Origin of the sequence: Neorhizobium tunisiense (genome assembly GCF_039631515.1) — a bacterium.
In the GTDB taxonomy this organism is placed as follows: Bacteria; Pseudomonadota; Alphaproteobacteria; order Rhizobiales; family Rhizobiaceae; genus Neorhizobium.
In genome coordinates, this window is record NZ_JBDIUU010000004.1 from 44,806 (window position 1) to 63,056 (window position 18,251).

Sequence of the window (18,251 nt, forward strand, 5' to 3'; positions counted from 1 at the left end):
GCGTCAAGCATTCACCTTGAGCGGGCTGCCGCCTGCGCCAACTGCCAGATAGGGCAGGCCCGCCGCGATAGCGTCCTTGCCGACATATTCGCGGAAGACGGAATTCAAGATGCCGCCGGCGGCGTTGAACAAGAGCCAGTTCGTGACGAACATGTACATCTTCATGTCGCCGGTCGGCATGAAGAATGTGTTGTGATCGACATAGGCTGGTTCCTTGCCGATGATCGCGAGGTCAACACCCTGCTTCTTTGTGTTGACGATTGTAAAGAGCGACTGCAGCGTGGCGTTGGCACGGCCTGACATGACTTCGCCGATTGCGCCTGTTTGATCAGGGAATACCGAGACTGTCGCCTTCGGATACAACGCCTTGATCTTGGCTTCCTGAGAACTTCCCTGCAGCGCTGCAAACTTGAAGCTCGACACGTTCATCTGTTCAAAGGTCAGATCTGCCGCCTGGCGACCGACAACGTAGACCGGCTGGAAGGTCACCGCACAACCTGCGAACCACCCGCGCAAGGATCTCGAAGGCAGGATAGTGCCGGTGGTCATGATGTCGGCGCGGCCCGATTCGACGGCCGCAAACATCTGGCCGAAGTCCATGTCAGCGAATTCGACCTGAATATCGGGCGAGATGTCTTTGATCAACCGGCGGATGAGGTTGATCTCATAGCCATCCGGCTCACCCTTGTCATTGACGTAAAGGTTCGGCGGGTACTTGAGGCTCGCGGCCACAACGATTTTCTTGGTTCGGATCGCTTTGTCGAGAACGGATTCTTTTGCGGCATCCTGCGCGGCCGCGGGCGCCGCAGCACCAAGCGCTACAGCCGCTGCACCGCCAGCGAAAAGGCCGGCTGTAAGGAGCGACCGACGATCTGCCTGCATTCCAACTTCTTGCTTCGTATTCATGAGCATTCCCCTTGTTGTTTCCAGAGTGAAATTCACGGCCTGCAACCCACGTGATGTGGGGTGCAGTTCTTGTTAAGCGGTCAGACCGCCATCGACTGTCAGCTGCGCTCCGTTGACGTAGCTGGCATCCTCGCTAGCTAGAAAAAGCGTGGCCTTGGCGATTTCTTCGTAGGTGCCTAAACGCCCGAGGGGCACCGTCGGTGCGAACCTTTGATCTCGCGCGGCAACCTGGTCTGGCGACATGCGTGTCAAGCGGTCTGCCATGACGCTTTCAAGCACCCCGGGGCAGATCGCGTTCGCGCGAATACCTTTTGATCCATAGTCCCGAGCAATGGTGCGCGTAAGCATGATCAGGCCGGCCTTCGATACCCCGTAAACCGACTCTGCGGTCGACGCGCGTTGACCGGCAATAGAGGCGGTATTGACGATAACGCCCTGGCCGGCCTCCACCATGTGCGGAATTGCCTCGCGGCAAAAAAGGTATGCCGACTTGAGATTAACGTCCAAAGCCTGCTGCCAAGTCGATGGGTCAGTTTCTGCAATCGCACCAGTGGGATTGATCCCGGCGTTGTTGATCAGAATGTCAATCGAGCCGTATCGTGACTTGGCAAGCGCGATCGCCTTTCGTGACGTCTCTTCTTCCGATACGTCTCCGACCAGTTCCAAGACTTCAGTGCCGCTGTTGCGCAAGATCCCGACAAGTTCTTCTAGCTGGTCTTTCGCGCGATCGACCAGAACAAGCCTTGCACCCTCGCTTGCCAAAAGGCCCACGATCGCGCGACCGAGCCCGCTCGCCACACCCGTTACAACGACTGATTTCGTAGAGAACCGCATTTTGATCCGCCTGTTTTTTCTTTTTTGTCGACCGTCTCAGCAGTCGCCTTCATGCATCTATGACCCGAATCTATCTGTCTTGCAATATGAAATCATATATGATGTTGACGAAACTCATACGGGCGCGTATCGGTGTCATGCGACATAAAAGAAGCCGAGCTCAAAAAAAGGGAACGCAATGAACCTCGATTTCTCGATCATTTTGGCCCAGTGGCCTCGGTTTCTTTGGGGGCTGGGCTATGATTTGTACTTCGCCCTCGCCGGCTTTGCGATCGGGTGCGTCATCGGGTTCATTTCATATTTGTGCTCTGCTTCGAACGTGAAGTTCGCCAGGGCTGTGTCCTACACGTATGTGCAGATCGTGCGTGGATTGCCGATGTATCTTTTGCTTCTGTGGATCTATTTTGGTCTGGCCACAAAATTCGGGCTGGCACTGACCGGTCCGCAGTCAATCATCATTGCGATTGGCATCATGAGCTCAGCCTTCGCGTCCGAGATATTTAGGACCGGATACAATTCAATCGATAGTGGCCAGATCGAAGCGGGTAAGGCGCTGGGGCTTTCTGATTATCGGATAAACCGGACAATTCTCTTTCCTCAAGTTATCCGGGTTGTAATCCCGCCGCTGTTGAACGTGTTTGTAATCTGTTTCAAGGCTTCAACTTACGCGGCTGTGGTCGCCGTGCCTGAATTGGTATTTACCGCTCAAGACATCAGCCTCAACCAATATCGGCCGTTCGAAGCATATATCACCGTCGCCGTCTTGCTCATCGCGACGATGCTCGTTCTATCACTGCTGGTAAAAGTCGTCGAAAATCGACTCAACGCAAGCTGGGGGGCTTGAGATCATGAATAATTGGCTCGCGGTCCTAAACCACCTACCCGATATGCTTTGTGGTCTTCGCTATACGTTCTTGATCGCTATCATTTCGCTCGTGCTTTCAATGATTTTTGGCGGGGTGGTCGTCTCGCTGCTTAGGAGCAGATCTGCTGCGATCCGCGCCGCAGGCTTTCTCTACATCCAGATATTTCGCTCGCTATCACCCTACGTCTACGTGCTTCTAGTCTATTTCGCTCTGGCTGGGGCAACAGGGTGGAAAATGGACCCCGTTACCGCGGCCATCATTTCTTTGACGTTGCTGAACACCGCGTATGTTGCTGAAATCTACCGTTCGGTTTTGCTCACGATCGACGGCGGGCAATGGGAAGCGGCAGCCGCGATGGGACTGTCGGGCTGGAAAACGAATTCGATTGTCATATGGCCGCAGGCACTTCGCACAGCAATCCCTCTTCTCCTGAACCAGTTTATTGTCATCCTCAAGGATTCGGCAATTGTAGGCGTGATTGGTGTCAAGGATATTCTATACGTAGCAAATGCTCAGGCTTCGATTACCTACAAGCAGTTTGAATATCTTACTGCGGTCGGCGTGATCTTCATCTTGATCGTTTTCGTTCTGTCACGACTGAGCAATAGCCTTGAGCGAAGGCTTAGCTGGACGCACTAGCTCTTGCGGAAGCCTGCTCGAACCATTAACCCCGAGAGGGAAATCAAATCTGATTTTCAATTTGATAATCGTCGGAGAGTAAGGCATGGCAAAGGTGGTGGCACCCGCCACGGAAGCTAGGAGCAAACAGCAACTCGCTTACGATTACATAAAGGCCGGAATAGATCGCGGCCTTTATGCGCCCCGGCAGCGTCTCGTGATCGATACACTCGCAAAAGAGCTTTCTATAAGCCCCGTCCCGGTGCGCGAAGCCATCCGAAGGCTGGAGGCTGAAAGCCTTGTGATTTTCAGCAAAAACTCCGGCGCGATTGTCGCGGGAGCCGATCCGGATTTGTGGGCTGAACAGATGGAACTGCTCGCATTGCTGGAGGGATATGTCACTGGCGCCGCAGCGCCCAGGATCACAGCCAGCGACATCAAACAGCTTCAGCAGATCAATAAGCGGATGGAAGAGGCACTCGCTGCCTTCGACCTCGGGGGTTGGACAAGTGGCAACCTGGACTTCCATGCCGTGATTAACAAGCGCTGCCCCAACGAGACGATTGTAGAACAGATCGCGCAACTGAGGTCGCGGATCGGGATGATCGATCGTTTTATTCAACCTCGTGCAGAGGCAACGATCCTTCACACACTCGGCAAGGACAGCGGACGGTCGACGTTGCGAGGCCACGAATGGATCATTGAGGCGTACATCGAAAAAAAGCCCGCGGCCGAAATCGAGGCGCATGTGCGCAATAATATTATTTCGCTCACTGCCGAGACCCATCGCAGTCTTGTCAGCAACCACGACCGGCGAGTGAGCAGATCTGTGGGGTGACACAATGCAACATTCAGAATGTGACCTCGTCGTTCTTGGAAGCGGCGGGGCTGGACTTGTGTCGGCGCTCGCTGCGGCTTCCAGAGGACTTTCGGTTGTCGTTTACGAAAAGTCCTCACGGTTGGGGGGAACCACCGCGATATCGGGCGGTGGAATATGGGTGCCGAACAACCATGTCATGAAGGGTTCGGGCTTCAAAGACGAGGAGGACGACGCAACGACCTACCTTCAACGCTTGACGCTTGGTGAGATAGACCCCGAGATCCTCAATGACTTTGTCCGCACAGCCCCCGATATGCTGCTGTTCCTGGAGCAACATTCCGACCTGAAGTTTTTCAGTGTCGACCGCCCGGATTATCATCCTGGATGGAAGGGCGCTCGCTCCGGCCGGTCAGTTGAGCCTCTGCCCTTCGAGGCGCACATGGAGTCAAACCTTTTTCAAGCGCTCCGATATAACCACCTGCGCCAGCCAGTGACCTCGGTGGAAGGGAAGAAAGGAATAGACCCTTCGATCATCGCGGACCGGAAGCAGCGTCAGATCCGTACACAGGGAGCGGGATTAATTGCGGGGCTGGCGCAGGCATGCTCGCGGTTCGGCGCCAAATTTTATCTGAATGACGCCGTTGAAAAGCTTCTGTTCGAGGATGGTCGATGCGTTGGTGTTGAAACCAACTCTGGCTCCACGTTAGCTCGATCTGGTGTGGTCTTGGCAACAGGCGGGTTTGAGTGGAATTCCGACCTCGTATCGGCATATCTGCCCGGGTTCGTCAGCGCACCAACGTCCCCGCCAGCCAATGAGGGCGACGGACTGCGCCTAGGGCTAAAGGCTGGCGCAGGGGTCGCTAACATGACGGAGGCCTGGTGGACGGCGGCCTATCGCATACCGGGTGACGAATTGGACGGGAAGCCTCTCACCCGTAACATGGTCCGTGAACTAGCGCTACCGGGTTCGATCATGGTCAATCGTGAGGGGAAGCGCTTCGTTAACGAGGCGAGTTCCTATAACGACCTCGGCATGGCCTTCAACGTTTTTGATCCTGGATCGTTCTCATATCCTAACCGTCCGGCCTGGCTGATCTTCGACCACACCTTCAAGTCTCGCTACCCTGTAGCTTCGGTGACTCCAACGGAGCCTGCTCCGCATTGGATGACCCACGCACAGTCGCTTCCTGAGTTGGCCATCCAGCTTGGAATTTCGGAGGAGGGCTTGCGCGCGACGGTCGGAAGGTTCAACAGCTTCGCCCTAGAAGGTCATGATCTAGATTTCGCTCGCGGGTCTGACATTCATGGTGCGTACTACGGTGACCCGGATCATCATCCGAACTCATGCCTCGGACCGATCGCTGAAGGACCTTTCTACGCAGTCGAGGTTCTCCCCGGGAACAATGGCACGAAGGGCGGCTTGAGAACCACGACCGGTGGACACGTTCTGCGTCCTGACGGATCAGCGATTGATGGGCTCTTTGCTTGTGGGAACGTTGCTGCGAGCATTTTCGGCAAAGGTTATCCAGGCCACGGCGGATCCCTCGGACCGATCATGACAGCTGCCTATAAGCTTGGGATGGGCGTGTCATAGGCCGAACTCATTAAACGGGAATTTAGCTCTCGATGCCTGAGATAGGATAAGGCGACGTGGATACGCGCCGGCCGTCCCGAACAGCGTCGAGTGTCTTGTAGTCGTCCTCGTCCAGCACCAGATCGAGAGCTTTCAAATTCTCGCGCTGGTGTAAGCGCTCATGTGCCCCGGGAATCGCGTGCACATTAGGTTGCTGGATCAGCCAAGCGAGCGCCACTTGCTGCCAGCTTGTCCCGTACTTTGCAGCCACTTTTTGCAGCGCAGGATGCTCGCCATGAATGCCTCTCGCGAGCGGGCAATGCGCAACAACTGCGATACCTGCCGGCTCCATCATCCGGAGCAAACTCGGTTGCCGCAAGCCTAGGTGCATTTCGATCTGGTTGCAGGCCAATGGTACCGGTGACACCTTCACCGCCCGCTCCAGAAGATGGAGAGGAAAATTAGAGACCCCTATTCTCGATACCAAGCCGGCATCAACGAAGCTCGCCAGTTTCAACAGAGGCCCCTCGATCTCCAAGTCTCTCGGCGGCCAGTGCATCAGAAGCAAATCGATACGATCGACCTGAAGCTTTTCCAGACTCGTTTCAAGGGATCTGCTCATGGCGTCGGCCTCGAGCTCCGTATGCCAGATCTTGGTGGAGATGATCAGGTCAACTCTTGAAATGCGGCTTTCTCGGACCGCTCTGCCCACCTCTACCTCGTTGCCATAAAAGGCAGCCGTGTCGATGAAGCGGTAGCCCAGCTCGATCGCGCTGGCCACAGCGTCTACGCAGACTTGATCGCGAAGAGACCAGGTCCCGAGGCCAATTTTAGGCAACGCCATTTCAGTCTTCATCACGACTCCTACAGGGACACGCGTCACTGGAACCTTCAATCGCCTCCCGTCGGCGGAAGCCAAGGCTCTTGACGGGCTCACTTCTTATTAACATGTTAATTATTTGCCGGCGTTGCGCATCGGTCAATGCTCCTCTGCCTCTTGTAGTCTCCTGACCGGGTCCTGCCCTCTGGCATATCATCATCGTCACGCGGGACGACGCAATGAAACTCGAACATGCTTCTAATATCGCCGACTTGCGGAAGCCGGCGCGACGAAGGCTCCCCCGGGTCCTGTTCGGCGTCATCGATTAGGGCGTCGAGGATGAACTTGGAGCACTCCGCAACGTTTCAGTTTTTCGCGGCTACATCTTCCAGCCAGAATCCGGGCGAAGAGTGGGCATGTCGAGGCCGGATAGCGTCTTTGTCAGGTGGCGCAAGAGAACGCCGCAATGGTCGAAGAGATGAACGCCGCGGGTGCTGGCATCGCGCAAGAAAGCAGTGGTGCCGCTGCACCTTCCATGATGTCGGCCCTGCCTTAGTCACATCGTCAGCGCATGTCTCTCACCTTGCGCCAGCCGCATGCGGTAACACGGCTCAAAAGGCTGCACCAGGGATGGTCGGAATTTTGCGCAGGCCCAGAACCGTACCGGTCCGGGCCGCGATGTCCCGGCCGTGTGCATCATAGAGTGAAACGCAGCGAGCATATGCTCCTCGCCTTGATAGGAACTGAACCGGTGACCAACACATTTGGGAAGCCGAGGTTCTAAAAGTGTTGAGAACGCCCTATTCGGATAGATAAGCTGAACCGCACATTTAACAAGCGTTTGCGCAGCAAGAGAGGACCGTGGGCGTCGCCCTCGGTCCTTTCCGGGAGGGAGCGGTTGAGCCGCTCGTACAGAATTGACAGAGCCCTATTCCGTGAACACCTCGTCCCTGTTTTTCCTTAGGCTCGGAAGCAATGCGACTGCTAACAGAAGCACTGAAATCGCCAACAGCACTGCTGATATCGGGTTCTCGATGAACGTCATCATGTCCCCGCGCGACATCAACAGCGCGCGCCGGAAGTTCTCTTCCATTAGTCTCCCAAGAACAAAGCCGAGGAGAAGCGGAGCTGGCTCGAAGCCCAGTTTGCTGATGGCATAGCCGACGATGCCGAAGAACGCGATCATCAGAACCTGCACCGGTTCGGAGTTAATCGAGAAAATCCCGATACAACAGAACATGAGAATGGCGGGAAACAGCAGCTGGTATGGCACTTTGAGGAGCCGTACCCAAAGGCCAATCATCGGCAAGTTGATAATGAGCAGCATAAGGTTGCCTAGCCACATCGAGGCTATCATACCCCAAAATAGAGTGGGATTGCTCGTCATGACCAGAGGTCCAGGCACGATGCCGTGGATTGTCATGGCTCCCACCATAAGGGCCATAACAGCATTTGGCGGGATTCCTAATGTGAGGAGAGGAATAAACGACGTTTGCGCTCCGGCATTATTCGCGCTTTCCGGCCCAGCAACCCCTTCGATAGCTCCCTTGCCGAACCGCTCTGGGTGGTTAGAAATCTTCTTTTCTAAAGAGTACGAGGCGAACGGTGCCAGAACCGCTCCATTACCTGGGAGGATTCCGAGAACAGAACCGATAAGAGTGCCTCGTGTGATCGGTGCAGCGGCCTGTTTGAACTCTTTCCACCCAGGCAGAAGGCGACCGATCGTTTGACGCACCACATCGCGGGTCTCAACGTTATCAAGGTTACGAAGTATTTCGGCGATGCCAAAAACGCCCATCGCCAAAACCGCGAAGTCGATTCCGTCGAACAGGAAGCTGAGCCCGAGGGTCATGCGGTCTTCGCCAGTTTCAAGATCGACGCCCACCGTCGACAGAAGGATGCCGACAAGAATCATGGCTATTGCTTTGATGATTGAACCGTGGGCAAGCACAACCGCGAAAACCAAGCCCATCACCATCAAGGAGAAATATTCCGCGGGTCCGAAAACCAGAGCAAGGCCGGTAAGAGGTTTTGCCAGGGCAGCGATCACGATGGTGGCAACCGTTCCAGCGAGGAAGGAGCCAATTGCAGCAATACCAAGCGCGATTCCGGCTTGACCTCGACGTGCCATCTGGTGGCCATCGAGGGTTGTCACCACAGCAGTGGCTTCACCAGGAATGTTTACCAGGATCGCCGTCGTAGAACCTCCGTACTGCGCGCCGTAGTAAATGCCGGCGAGCATGATAAGCGCGCCGACCGGATCCAACCCGAACGTTATCGGTAGCAACATCGAGATGGTTGCGATGGGGCCAACTCCGGGGAGAATGCCCACCAGGGTTCCAACCAGGCAACCGATGAGACACAGGAAGAGGTTATTGAATGTGAGCGCGACACCAAAGCCGAGAAAAAGATTTGAGAGCAGATCAAACACGTCTCAGTTCCTCACTTCATGTTTGGCAACTTCGATCCGCGAGCCGCTTCGGCTCTTCGTGAACCGGAACACAAGTATCGCGGCAGTGAAGAGAACCGCGGCTGTTACGCGAAGACTGGACTTGTAGCTCATGCCGCTAAATAGCGCTTCGGACAAAAAGCGGGGCAGGATGGGGATTGGGAGATTTAGCATGTCGCCGAAAAGCAGCATGCAGAACGGGGTCAAAGTAAGAGCAAGCAGGAGGAGGTCACGAAATCTGGCTTCAGTTGACGCATAACCGCCAATGATGATCGCCATCGGACCCGCGAACATCAAGCCGAACTCGATAGTTTGCCAGTTCCCAAAGTGATGTTCCTTGATGGTAACGGCAAAAAGCCCAATTGAGATACTGACCAGAAGCGGTCCGCGCAGTGACCAAACCGGCGCGCCATGTTCTGAGCGCCGTTTAAATCCTGCAATGAGAAGGACAACACCGCAGACCCCGATCAGAACCGCGATCGCCTGGGGCAACATTGCAGGCCCCACGGTTGTCAAGGTTCCCCGTGGCAGATCGAGAGTAAGCCACAGGGCGAACAAGGCGAGTGCGATGAGCACTAGACCACCCAGGACATTCTCCGGTGAGCGGATCGCAAGCCCGCCTTTTTTTGTCGGACGTACCGGTAGATCCCGTGTCGTCATGATGAAGGTCTCCATTCCAGGTCGGGTCCGGCGTCAGGCTTTTTAGTGACGCCTGGACGATGCAATTTCAGCAGGAGATGGCTACTTGATGCTGATTCCGGTCTTGGCCAGAAATTCTGCCCAACGCTTGGACTCTGCAGCCATCATGGACGCAAACTCAGCAGGCTTGTTACCGACAATGGTCGTGCCTTCCGCTTCCAAGCGTTCCTTGATGGTAGACGTGGCGAGAGCCTCGGTGGTCGCTGCTCTGAGCTTCTCGATGATCGGGGCAGGCGTGCCTTTCGGGACCACAAAGCCGTACCATGCAGCTGAGCTGTATTCGGGAAACCCGCTTTCAGCGATGGTCGGAACGTCCTTGTACTTCGGTACGCGTTCTGAGGTCGTAACTGCGACAGGGATCATGTCTCCACTGTCGATCAATCCAAGCACCGATGGAAGCGTCGTGATCATGAAGTCACCGCGGCCACCGAGCATGTCGTTGAGGGCCGGACCAGCGCCTTTATAAGGAACGTGTACAGCTGTAATACCAGCTTGCGTCAGCAGCATCTCGGTAGCGAGATGGCTGGCGGATCCGTTGCCGGCGGAACCGTAGGTGAGCTTCCCTGCGTTCTGCTTTCCGTACTCGATGACATCCTTGAAGCTCTTGTACGCCGAGTTTTTCGATACAACAACGACCAACGGCGTCTGCGCGACGAGGATCACTGGATCGAAAGCGGTCAGCGGGTCGAGCTTCATGTTCTTGAAAAGGTGCGGGTTTACTACCATTGGCCCCTGGTTCGCCATCAGGACGGTGTAACCATCGGCGGCCGAGTTCGCAGCGGTCTGCGAAGCCACGTTACCTCCTGCCGTGCCATTATTTTCGACAACCACGGACTGACCGATCTTCGCACCCACACCGTTCGCCACCAGTCGAGCGATAGCGTCAGTACCGCCGCCTGCAGCGTAAGGCACGATGAGCTTGATAGGACGTGTCGGGTAGTCGTCGGTTTGAGCAAAAACAGGCGCTGCGATTGCCACGCCAGCCAGAGTTATGAACGCACAGAATGTACGGCGATTGAACATTGTCACCTCCCTGTATGACTTGCCGCCTCCCAGCGAACAAGCAATGGATTCTCCTCGCGACCGCTTAGCGGCCACCGGCTACACATGAGCCGATGCAAATGCTGTAAAGCGAAACCCTTTTTGTCGGAAATGCAAAGATTCGGATTATTGATCCTCTTCCCGCATCAATCGGAGACTCTGCTCAAGCTCAGGGTTTAGCCCAGGTTCCCACCAGCATCCCAAGAAAACGCTCGGCGGCCGGCGAGAGGGTGACATTGCGTCGTTTAACAACACCGATCGTCCTTGATACCTCCGGCCCCCCAATGGGGATAGCTTTCAGAATAGGATGGTCGCCTTGCGGTGTAGCGAGGCCCGGCAAGACAGATATCCCGAGCCCCGCTTCAACGAGGCCAAGAGACGTCGATAGATGAGTGACCTCGTACGACCACTTCAGCTGAACGTTGGCTCGCGCGAGGGCCGCATCAAGCAGCGTGCGATTTGCACTTGATCTGTGGACGGAGATCATGGGGTGTTTCTCGAGGTGGGCCCAGGTGACGCTTTCAAACTCCGCCAGCGGATGATCTTTCCGTACAGCGAGAACAAAAGGGTCTTCGATCAACCTGATGAAATCGAGATCAGGGTCCAGATTTCCCATGATGTTGATGCCGAACTCAACCTCTCCGCGGGCCACCGCTTGGATGCCGCCTGTCGCGGTCAAGTCCATGATGCTGAAGCGGACATGCGGAAATTCAGCGGCAAACTTTCGTATAACCGTCGGAAGGAAGTAGAAGGCCGCAGTCGGAATACACGCCATGTTCACCACGCTACTTCGCTGCAGCCCCGAGTCCCGGGCGGTGAACAGCGACTGATCGAACTCTTCCAACATTCGACGTACAAGCGGGGTCAGCTCCATCCCTAGAGCCGTGGCGGCTACTGACCTGGTAGTCCGCTCCAGCAGCGCTGCACCGACGACGCCTTCCAGCTTCTGTATCCTTCTGCTGAGTGCAGGCTGTGAAATGTTAAGCGCCTCTGCCGCTCGGTGAAAGCTTCCGAGGTCCAACACATACATGAAGGCGCGGAGATCCAAGATTTCGCAATTGATAGCCATACCGCATCAGTTCCCTCGAAATTGGCATTTCACTTATTAAAAAGTCCAGCGCATTTTGCAACAACGGAAACGATTAATGCGATTTTTTGAATAAAGGAACTACCCGCGACATGAATGACCTGATGGCCATCCCGTGTGTTCTGATGAGGGGAGGCACCTCTAAAGGGCCGTTTTTTCTCAGCAACGATCTACCCGGCGACATCGCTGCGCGCGACGAGGTCTTGCTTGCTGCGATGGGATCTGGACATCCTCTACAGATCGACGGAGTGGGCGGCTCCAACCCCGTGACCAGTAAGGTGGCCATAGTTAGTCCTTCAGATCGACCAGATGCAGATGTCGAGTATCTTTTTGCCCAGGTCAGCGTACTTGAGCGCCGCGTGGATACATCGCCCAATTGCGGGAACATGCTCGCGGCAGTTGGCCCTTTTGCCATTGAAGCAGGCCTTATGCGAGCCTCATCACCTCTTACTGTCGTGAGAATTTACAACGTAAACACCAACACGCTGATCGAAGCTGAAGTGCAGACGCCCAACGGACGGGTAACGTATCAGGGAGACGCATCAATCGATGGCGTTCCTGGAAATGCGGCCCCCGTTTCCCTCACGTTTCTTGACGCCAGCAATCCGGACACAGGCAATCTCTTCCCCACTGGAGCAAAGCTTGACGAAATCGGTGGCGTATCCGTAACCTGCATCAACGCGGCAATGCCCATGGTTTTGCTGCGCGCTGCCGACGTCGGTGCCACCGGTTACGAGACAGCTGCAGAGATCAACCAGAACATCGATCTGCTTGCAAGGATCGAGGCTATACGTCTGGCGGCTGGTGAACGAATGGGGCTGGGCGATGTTGCCGATCGGGTCATCCCAAAACCGGTACTTCTCGCACAACCACGATCAGGCGGAGATCTTTCCGTGAGGTATCTAATGCCGCACACCTGCCACCCTGCCCTGGCGAGTACGGGCGCGGTCGGAATTGCGACGGCGTCGTTACATGAGGGGACTGTCGTGTCGGATCTCCGGGGGGTCAAAAACCCTCCAGCGACCGTGAGTATTGAGCATCCTAGCGGGAAGATTAATGTACGATTTAGCTTCCGCAACGGGATCGCGGTAGCAGGCATCTTGAGGACGGCGCGACGCCTGTTCGAAGGACGGATTTTGGTGCCTTCGGAACCGTATGATCGGTCTCCAGTGCACGTCGCGTAATTATTGGAGCGATCGTCGGCTGGGCTCCAAATGGTCCTACTATCGAGATAGCGCACGTGGTTTCTTCGCCGACGATGGTACAGGAAACAACTCCGTTTCCCTCACCGACGCTGGGAAGCGCTTCTATGAGGAGGCTGCGCCGGCGATCGCGCTGATCGAGCGATCGGCCGAAGCCATGTATCGCGACGAGAACGAAATCAGCGTGCAGGCGTCAATGTCCCTTGCGGTGCGTTGGCTTATCCCGTCTCTGGATCGTTTTCGCGCCCTCTGCCCAGAAGTCCGGGTTCGCGTGGAAACAAGCTCTACGCCGGAAGGCTTCGCCGCCATGCCGGTATCCGATGTGAGCATCCGTTATTTCCGGGCCGGCGAAGCGGCGGAAGGATGGGAACTCCTTTGCCGCGACTTGAGCGGCCCCATTGTGTCTACGGGATTATTGGCGAGTGCTGACCGTCAGCGAAAGGCTTCCATTTTGCAGATGCCGGCTTTGCAATGCGCTACGAACAATTGGGATTGGAAACTCTGGTGCGAGAAGTCCGGCATTTCGCTGAGAGACCTCTCCTTCAGCCACGCATTCGACACGGATGACGCCGCCCTTCATGCCTGTGTCGCGGGCCTCGGTGTAGTGCTCGCGCCGCCGCTTCTCACGAGTAGGGAAACACGTTCCGGCGCGCTTACGGCCCTGCCAGGATACGAGCCGGTTGAAATCGGAACATATTGCTACCTGCGCCGCTCGGAATCGAAGGTGGTGCGGAAGTTCTGTCGCTGGCTAGATGCCGAAATGCAGCGCCTCCAACAAGCGCCGTCGCGGAAATCCTGATTTTGCAGCGCTGCAAAAAGTCAGGCTAACATGTCGAGCAAAATTCGGGACTTTTGCGGCAAAGGAGCAGCCTATCGAGATCAAAGGACGGTTTTGCATTTGCACCAAACCGTCCAGGCCATGGACTTGTTCTCAGCGAAACGGCCCGCAAGGATTGGTCCCGTCCGAAGCGCCTCGGCCGATCGGAACTTGGTGCTGCGCCGATAAACCCTCGTTTGCCATACTTCGCCTGACGCTCACGTCGACATCGACAATTGATCGGTGAAACAAGGGGCCGACGCCGAGCGCCAGCCCCACATTTTCAATTGTGGTGGATTTCAGTTCCCAACACTTTCAAGCATTCGCGAATGAACGCTGCGAGAGCCGTCCAGCCCTTGGCCGAGACCATCGTCCCGTCGACATATGCCTCCGTCGGGGACAGGTCGACATAAGTACCACCCGCGAGGGTGACTTCCGGCTCGCAAGCTCCAAGCGCCCCGACCTTCTTGCCACGGACGACGCCATCAACGGCGATCAGGATCTGGACGCCGTGGCAGATCGTGAAGATCGGCTTCTGCTTCTCGTGGAAGTGCCGCACGATCGCCTGCACCCGTTTGTCAGTCCGAATATATTCCGGCCCGCGGCCGCCTGCGGCGTAGACCGCATGGTACTGCTCGAGTTGCGATTCAGCTTCCGAGAACGTCTTGTTGATCGTGAAGAAATGGCCGAGCTTTTCCGTATAGGTCTGATCTCCCTCGAAATCGTGCAGCGAGGTCTTGATCAGATCACCCGCCTTCTTGTCCGGGCAGATGACGTGGACGGTATGTCCTACCGCCTCCATCGCCTGCTGGAAGACGAAAATTTCATATTCCTCGGTGAACTCACCGGTCAGCATCAGTATCTTCTTGCCTGGCATGGCCTACTCCTCTTGACCTTATGCGGTGGGGCGGCGACAGCCGCCCCGATTATGTGATTTTCAGAAAGGTGAATCCGGGAAGTAATATTCCTTGGCGTTCTCACGGGTGATCAGCGGCGCGTCGAGCTTCACGGTTCCACGCACGGGCGCCTGCCCAATCAGGTTTGCCACCGTCATGTAGATTGCGGTCTTGATCATTGCCGGCGGATAAGGTGTCTCGACAGGCGTCATCGCATCACCGTCGATGACCTTCTTGACAATGTCCTTCATCCCATTCCCGCCAAGCGCCAGCTTGATGTCCTTGCGCCCGGATTGTTTCAACGCCTCGAGAACGCCGAGCAGCATATCGTCGTCATTAGCCCACACGGCGTCGATCTGCGGATACTTGGCCAGATAGTCCTGCATCAGCTTGAAGGCTTCGTCGCTGTTCCAGTTCGCATACTGAATGTCCAGTATTTTCAGGCTGGTACCCTTGATCGTATCTTGAAACCCCTTGATCCGTTCGTCGTCGATCACCGTTGGGATGCCACGCAGGACGACAAGATTGCCCTTGCCGCCGAGCTTGTCGATCATGAACTTTGCGGTATTGCGTCCGACGGCGATATTGTCACCAGCAACATAGAGGTCTTGAATCGAAGGGTCGTTCAGGCCGCGATCCACGACGGTGATGAATGTACCGGCATCCTTGACTGCCTTGACCGGCGTCGTGAGTTCCTCGGACGTGTGCGGCAGGATCACCAGAGCATCGAGTTTACGTCGTGCGGAAAGATCTTCCAACGCACTCACCTGCGCCGTGGCCGAGGGCGATGTCTTGACGATGACTTCGACATTTGGAAACGCAGCGTTGATTTCCTTGGCGGCGGCCTGCGCATGGTAGACGATGCCGGCTGTCCAACCATGGTCGGCCGCCGGGATGGAGACCGCGACAACCTTCTTGTCGGCAGCCAGTGCCTGCCCGGCGATCAGCAAGGTACCGACGGCCACGGCGGCAATCCGTTTAATCCTAAACATTCATTCCTCCCAGAATTGGACCCACAAACATGAACCCGTGTGGTCCGGACACGGGTTATTTCGAAAACCTTTGGATAAGCATGGCGATGATGATGATGACGCCCTGGACACCTGCGACGAGATATTCCGAGACGAGGTCGGACAGCACCATCAGGTTGGCGATCAGTTCAAGAATGACGGCGCCTGCGACCGTGCCCCAGACATGGCCCTTCCCTCCACGGAGCGCCGTGCCGCCGATGACGACCGCGGTGATAACCTGCAACTCCCAAAGGACGCCCGTTGTCGGTGTCGCGGCACCGAGGCGCGGCACATAGCAAATGGCGGCGACAGCGACACAGGCTCCCTGGATGGCGTAAGCGATCGTGCGGGTCTTGACGATCGAGATGCCGGAGTAGCGGGCGACATCTTCGTTGGCCCCGACTGCGGCGCATCTCCGCCCGTATTTCATCTTGTAGAGAACGAAGGACGCCACGGCGGCGACTGCGATCGAGATGAGGATAGGATACGGAATGCCGCCGACTGTTCCGAAATAGACGGGCCGATAGGCGTCCCGCAGGCTGCGGTCGATCGGGATCGTTCCTCCGTCAGACATGTAGGTGATCAGCGCTCGGAAGATACCCATCGTCCCAAGCGTGGCGATAAATGGTTCGATCTTTCCGACGGTGACGATGACGCCGTTCAGCAGCCCGCAGGCGAGACCGATGGCGACGGCTATGGCCATGCCCGCGGGGATCGCCAGGACACCCCAGTCGGGAGCCATGGCATTCATGAACATAATGGTGACGCCGGTGATGAAGGCGGCCATCGAACCGACCGAAAGGTCGAGCCCTCCAGACGAGATCACGAATGTCGCACCCACCGCTATGATCGCGATGAACGCGCTGCGCGTGATCACGTTTCCAAGATTGGTGGCCGACAGGAAATCCGGATTGATCAAGAAGCCAACCAGGAGAAGCGCTAGAAGCGCTAGGAATGGACCGATATCTGTCCAGCCGATGTTCCATTCGCGCTCCGGGCGAAGCGGCGTCGAACCCGTGATGACGGTCATTGTCTTCCTCCCTGCTCCGTTGCTGCCGCCGCATCGCTTGTGGCAAGCAGCGCAATATCGTGTTCCGTCATCTTGTCGCCGGTAACCTCTCCCGTGATGCGCCCCTCTCGCATGACGAGGATCCGATCACAGATGCCGATGAGTTCCTGCATTTCCGAAGAGATGACGATGCATGCCTTGCCTTCGGCAACCAGCCGGTGGATGAAGGCGTAGATCTGTGCCTTGTTGGCGATATCGATGCCACGCGTCGGCTCGTCGATGACGACGACGGACGGATTGGTGAGCAAAACCTTGGCAAGCAGAAGCTTTTGTTGATTGCCCCCCGAAAGCTGCCCCGCCTTCACGCCAAGGCTTTTCAACCGAATGTCGTATTGTTCCACTGCTTCGGTCAAAGCAGTCTGCTCACGCCCCCTGTGCATGAGAAGTCCAGGATGGAAGCGACCGAGCGCCGAAAGGGTCAGATTGGGCGCGAGACGCTCCTGAAGCAGCAGCCCTTTTCCTTTCCGGTCCTCGGTCAGATAACCGACGCCAGCGTCCAGCGCGGAACGCGCGGAGCGAATGTCGATCGGCTTGCCGTCGAGTTCGACGGATCCGGTCGCGGGACGAAGGCCCATGATGCCTTCGAACACCTCCGTCCGGCCAGCACCGATCATGCCGGCAAACCCCAGGATTTCCCCCTTGTGCACCGAGAACGAGATATTGTTGGCGAAGCCTGGAACGGCGAGGTCGCGAACCTCAAGCATTACCTGTCCACGGGGCTCGGCACTCCTTTCGGGATAAAGTGCCGCGAGATCCCGACCTACCATCAACCGCGCCATATCCATCTGGGTAAGACTGTGGCCGGGGAACGTCCCGACCATCTTGCCATCCCGCAGAACCGTCACCCTGTCGGCGAGCCGTTGCACCTCGTCGAGGCGGTGGCTGATGTATAGGACCGCTGCACCTTGCTCTTTCAACTGAAGGATGATGCCGAGAAGCCGCTCGACCTCCTCGCCGGTGAGAACCGCAGTCGGCTCGTCGAAGATGACGAGCCTGTAGTCGTCGAGAAGAGCGCGGGCGATCTGCACCAGTTGGCGGTCTGCCAGGGAGATCTCACGCACCAGTGCATTTGGCGAGGCGGTGCAGCCGAGTTCCGCGAGCTTCTCCCTGGCGATACGCCGCATCGTCCGGTCGTCGACGAGCCCGCCTCGCATCAATTCCCGTCCTAGGAACAGATTTTCGGCGACGGTGAGGCCATCGGCGAGCAATATCTCCTGATGCACGAGGACGATGCCGGCATTCTGCGCCTGTTCGGGCCTGGAGAAGCGAACCTCATGACCGGCCATGAACAGCGTCCCGGAAGTGGGTTCGGCATATCCCGAAAGGACGCGCATGAACGTCGACTTTCCGGCGCCGTTTTCTCCGATGATTGCGTGGATTTCGCCGGGCAGGATGTCGAGAGTGACCTCGGACAGGACTGTCACAGGCCCATATTGCTTCGCTATGCCTTCCGCGCGCAGGACGGGCTGACGCTCGGCTTCATCGCTTCGAGGCACGCCGCTCCTCCTTTCCCGATCAAGGCTCACGACCGTTGACATCGATCG

Annotated in this window: 17 protein-coding genes; 6 read left to right on the forward strand and 11 right to left on the reverse strand. The window is 56.6% G+C overall.

The genetic code is table 11. The features are described 5' to 3' along the window. Positions 1 to 3: 3 nt before the first annotated feature. Both ABCW43_RS16475 and ABCW43_RS16480 read right to left on the reverse strand, forming a co-directional pair. Positions 4 to 906 carry a substrate-binding periplasmic protein gene (locus tag ABCW43_RS16475; RefSeq protein ID WP_345926326.1) on the reverse strand — a complete coding sequence of 301 codons (903 nt, stop codon included), beginning with the start codon at positions 904 to 906 and terminating at the stop codon, positions 4 to 6. Between the two features lie 72 nt (positions 907 to 978). Continuing rightward, positions 979 to 1,740, reverse strand: coding sequence for an SDR family NAD(P)-dependent oxidoreductase (locus ABCW43_RS16480; protein ID WP_345926328.1), 762 nt, complete (start codon positions 1,738 to 1,740; stop codon positions 979 to 981). A gap of 178 nt (positions 1,741 to 1,918) precedes the next feature. On the opposite strand from ABCW43_RS16480, the gene ABCW43_RS16485 reads away from it, so the two are divergent. The 4 genes from ABCW43_RS16485 (at position 1,919) to ABCW43_RS16500 (ending at position 5,638) form a co-directional block, all read left to right on the forward strand. Further along, the gene (locus ABCW43_RS16485) at positions 1,919 to 2,584 is read left to right on the forward strand and encodes an amino acid ABC transporter permease (protein ID WP_345926330.1); all 666 of its coding nucleotides are present in this window, start codon (positions 1,919 to 1,921) and stop codon (positions 2,582 to 2,584) included. 4 nt (positions 2,585 to 2,588) lie between these two features. Continuing rightward, the gene (locus ABCW43_RS16490; RefSeq protein ID WP_345926332.1) at positions 2,589 to 3,245 is read left to right on the forward strand and encodes an amino acid ABC transporter permease; all 657 of its coding nucleotides are present in this window, start codon (positions 2,589 to 2,591) and stop codon (positions 3,243 to 3,245) included. An 85-nt stretch (positions 3,246 to 3,330) separates the two neighbouring features. Next, complete coding sequence (locus ABCW43_RS16495; RefSeq protein ID WP_345926334.1) at positions 3,331 to 4,062, forward strand: GntR family transcriptional regulator; 732 nt, start codon at positions 3,331 to 3,333, stop codon at positions 4,060 to 4,062. 4 nt (positions 4,063 to 4,066) lie between these two features. Continuing rightward, positions 4,067 to 5,638 (forward strand): FAD-dependent oxidoreductase, encoded by a 1,572-nt coding sequence (locus ABCW43_RS16500; RefSeq protein ID WP_345926336.1) that lies wholly within the window; start codon positions 4,067 to 4,069, stop codon positions 5,636 to 5,638. Between the two features lie 22 nt (positions 5,639 to 5,660). On the opposite strand, the gene ABCW43_RS16505 is transcribed toward ABCW43_RS16500, so the two are convergent. The 5 genes from ABCW43_RS16505 to ABCW43_RS16525 form a co-directional block, all read right to left on the reverse strand. Further along, positions 5,661 to 6,473 (reverse strand): aldo/keto reductase, encoded by an 813-nt coding sequence (locus ABCW43_RS16505; protein ID WP_345926338.1) that lies wholly within the window; start codon positions 6,471 to 6,473, stop codon positions 5,661 to 5,663. An 892-nt stretch (positions 6,474 to 7,365) separates the two neighbouring features. Further along, positions 7,366 to 8,868, reverse strand: a complete 1,503-nt coding sequence (locus tag ABCW43_RS16510; RefSeq protein WP_345926340.1) for a tripartite tricarboxylate transporter permease — start codon at positions 8,866 to 8,868, stop codon at positions 7,366 to 7,368. A gap of 3 nt (positions 8,869 to 8,871) precedes the next feature. Further along, positions 8,872 to 9,546, reverse strand: a complete 675-nt coding sequence (locus ABCW43_RS16515) for a tripartite tricarboxylate transporter TctB family protein (protein WP_345926342.1) — start codon at positions 9,544 to 9,546, stop codon at positions 8,872 to 8,874. 81 nt (positions 9,547 to 9,627) lie between these two features. Next, positions 9,628 to 10,608, reverse strand: coding sequence for a Bug family tripartite tricarboxylate transporter substrate binding protein (locus ABCW43_RS16520; protein WP_345926344.1), 981 nt, complete (start codon positions 10,606 to 10,608; stop codon positions 9,628 to 9,630). A 187-nt stretch (positions 10,609 to 10,795) separates the two neighbouring features. After that, positions 10,796 to 11,695: a LysR family transcriptional regulator gene (locus ABCW43_RS16525; RefSeq protein WP_345926346.1), complete on the reverse strand. Its 900-nt coding sequence runs from the start codon at positions 11,693 to 11,695 to the stop codon at positions 10,796 to 10,798. 110 nt (positions 11,696 to 11,805) lie between these two features. Between ABCW43_RS16525 and ABCW43_RS16530 the strand changes: the two genes are divergently transcribed. Then, on the forward strand, positions 11,806 to 12,897 hold the full coding sequence (locus ABCW43_RS16530; protein WP_345926348.1) for a 4-oxalomesaconate tautomerase: 1,092 nt from the start codon (positions 11,806 to 11,808) through the stop codon (positions 12,895 to 12,897). Then, complete coding sequence (locus ABCW43_RS16535) at positions 12,869 to 13,714, forward strand: LysR substrate-binding domain-containing protein (protein WP_345926350.1); 846 nt, start codon at positions 12,869 to 12,871, stop codon at positions 13,712 to 13,714. Before ABCW43_RS16530 ends, ABCW43_RS16535 begins: the two co-directional genes overlap by 29 nt. A 301-nt stretch (positions 13,715 to 14,015) precedes the next feature. Here ABCW43_RS16535 and ABCW43_RS16540 read toward each other — a convergent pair whose 3' ends face one another. Genes ABCW43_RS16540 through ABCW43_RS16555 form a run of 4 tightly spaced genes read right to left on the reverse strand, consistent with a single transcriptional unit; the run spans position 14,016 to position 18,245 of the window. Next, a complete protein-coding gene (locus tag ABCW43_RS16540) occupies positions 14,016 to 14,609 on the reverse strand; it encodes a DJ-1/PfpI family protein (protein ID WP_345926352.1) in 594 nt (197 codons plus the stop codon). Between the two features lie 60 nt (positions 14,610 to 14,669). Then, the gene (locus tag ABCW43_RS16545; protein ID WP_345926353.1) at positions 14,670 to 15,620 is read right to left on the reverse strand and encodes a substrate-binding domain-containing protein; all 951 of its coding nucleotides are present in this window, start codon (positions 15,618 to 15,620) and stop codon (positions 14,670 to 14,672) included. Between the two features lie 55 nt (positions 15,621 to 15,675). Beyond that, positions 15,676 to 16,668, reverse strand: coding sequence for an ABC transporter permease (locus tag ABCW43_RS16550; RefSeq protein WP_345926355.1), 993 nt, complete (start codon positions 16,666 to 16,668; stop codon positions 15,676 to 15,678). Beyond that, the gene (locus tag ABCW43_RS16555) at positions 16,665 to 18,245 is read right to left on the reverse strand and encodes a sugar ABC transporter ATP-binding protein (RefSeq protein ID WP_445738956.1); all 1,581 of its coding nucleotides are present in this window, start codon (positions 18,243 to 18,245) and stop codon (positions 16,665 to 16,667) included. The genes ABCW43_RS16550 and ABCW43_RS16555 overlap by 4 nt, the downstream gene beginning before the upstream one ends. Between the last annotated feature and the right edge of the window lie 6 nt (positions 18,246 to 18,251).

Excerpts from the sequence above, each read along its gene's own strand:
- ABCW43_RS16475 (WP_345926326.1), bottom strand. The coding sequence starts at position 906 with ATGAATACGAAGCAAGAAGTTGGAATGCAGGCAGATCGTCGGTCGCTC.
- ABCW43_RS16480 (WP_345926328.1), bottom strand. The coding sequence starts at position 1,740 with ATGCGGTTCTCTACGAAATCAGTCGTTGTAACGGGTGTGGCGAGCGGG.
- ABCW43_RS16485 (WP_345926330.1), top strand. The coding sequence starts at position 1,919 with ATGAACCTCGATTTCTCGATCATTTTGGCCCAGTGGCCTCGGTTTCTT.
- ABCW43_RS16490 (WP_345926332.1), top strand. The coding sequence starts at position 2,589 with ATGAATAATTGGCTCGCGGTCCTAAACCACCTACCCGATATGCTTTGT.
- ABCW43_RS16495 (WP_345926334.1), top strand. The coding sequence starts at position 3,331 with ATGGCAAAGGTGGTGGCACCCGCCACGGAAGCTAGGAGCAAACAGCAA.
- ABCW43_RS16500 (WP_345926336.1), top strand. The coding sequence starts at position 4,067 with ATGCAACATTCAGAATGTGACCTCGTCGTTCTTGGAAGCGGCGGGGCT.
- ABCW43_RS16505 (WP_345926338.1), bottom strand. The coding sequence starts at position 6,473 with ATGAAGACTGAAATGGCGTTGCCTAAAATTGGCCTCGGGACCTGGTCT.
- ABCW43_RS16515 (WP_345926342.1), bottom strand. The coding sequence starts at position 9,546 with ATGACGACACGGGATCTACCGGTACGTCCGACAAAAAAAGGCGGGCTT.
- ABCW43_RS16520 (WP_345926344.1), bottom strand. The coding sequence starts at position 10,608 with ATGTTCAATCGCCGTACATTCTGTGCGTTCATAACTCTGGCTGGCGTG.
- ABCW43_RS16525 (WP_345926346.1), bottom strand. The coding sequence starts at position 11,695 with ATGGCTATCAATTGCGAAATCTTGGATCTCCGCGCCTTCATGTATGTG.
- ABCW43_RS16530 (WP_345926348.1), top strand. The coding sequence starts at position 11,806 with ATGAATGACCTGATGGCCATCCCGTGTGTTCTGATGAGGGGAGGCACC.
- ABCW43_RS16535 (WP_345926350.1), top strand. The coding sequence starts at position 12,869 with ATGATCGGTCTCCAGTGCACGTCGCGTAATTATTGGAGCGATCGTCGG.
- ABCW43_RS16540 (WP_345926352.1), bottom strand. The coding sequence starts at position 14,609 with ATGCCAGGCAAGAAGATACTGATGCTGACCGGTGAGTTCACCGAGGAA.
- ABCW43_RS16545 (WP_345926353.1), bottom strand. The coding sequence starts at position 15,620 with ATGTTTAGGATTAAACGGATTGCCGCCGTGGCCGTCGGTACCTTGCTG.
- ABCW43_RS16550 (WP_345926355.1), bottom strand. The coding sequence starts at position 16,668 with ATGACCGTCATCACGGGTTCGACGCCGCTTCGCCCGGAGCGCGAATGG.
- ABCW43_RS16555 (WP_445738956.1), bottom strand. The coding sequence starts at position 18,245 with ATGTCAACGGTCGTGAGCCTTGATCGGGAAAGGAGGAGCGGCGTGCCT.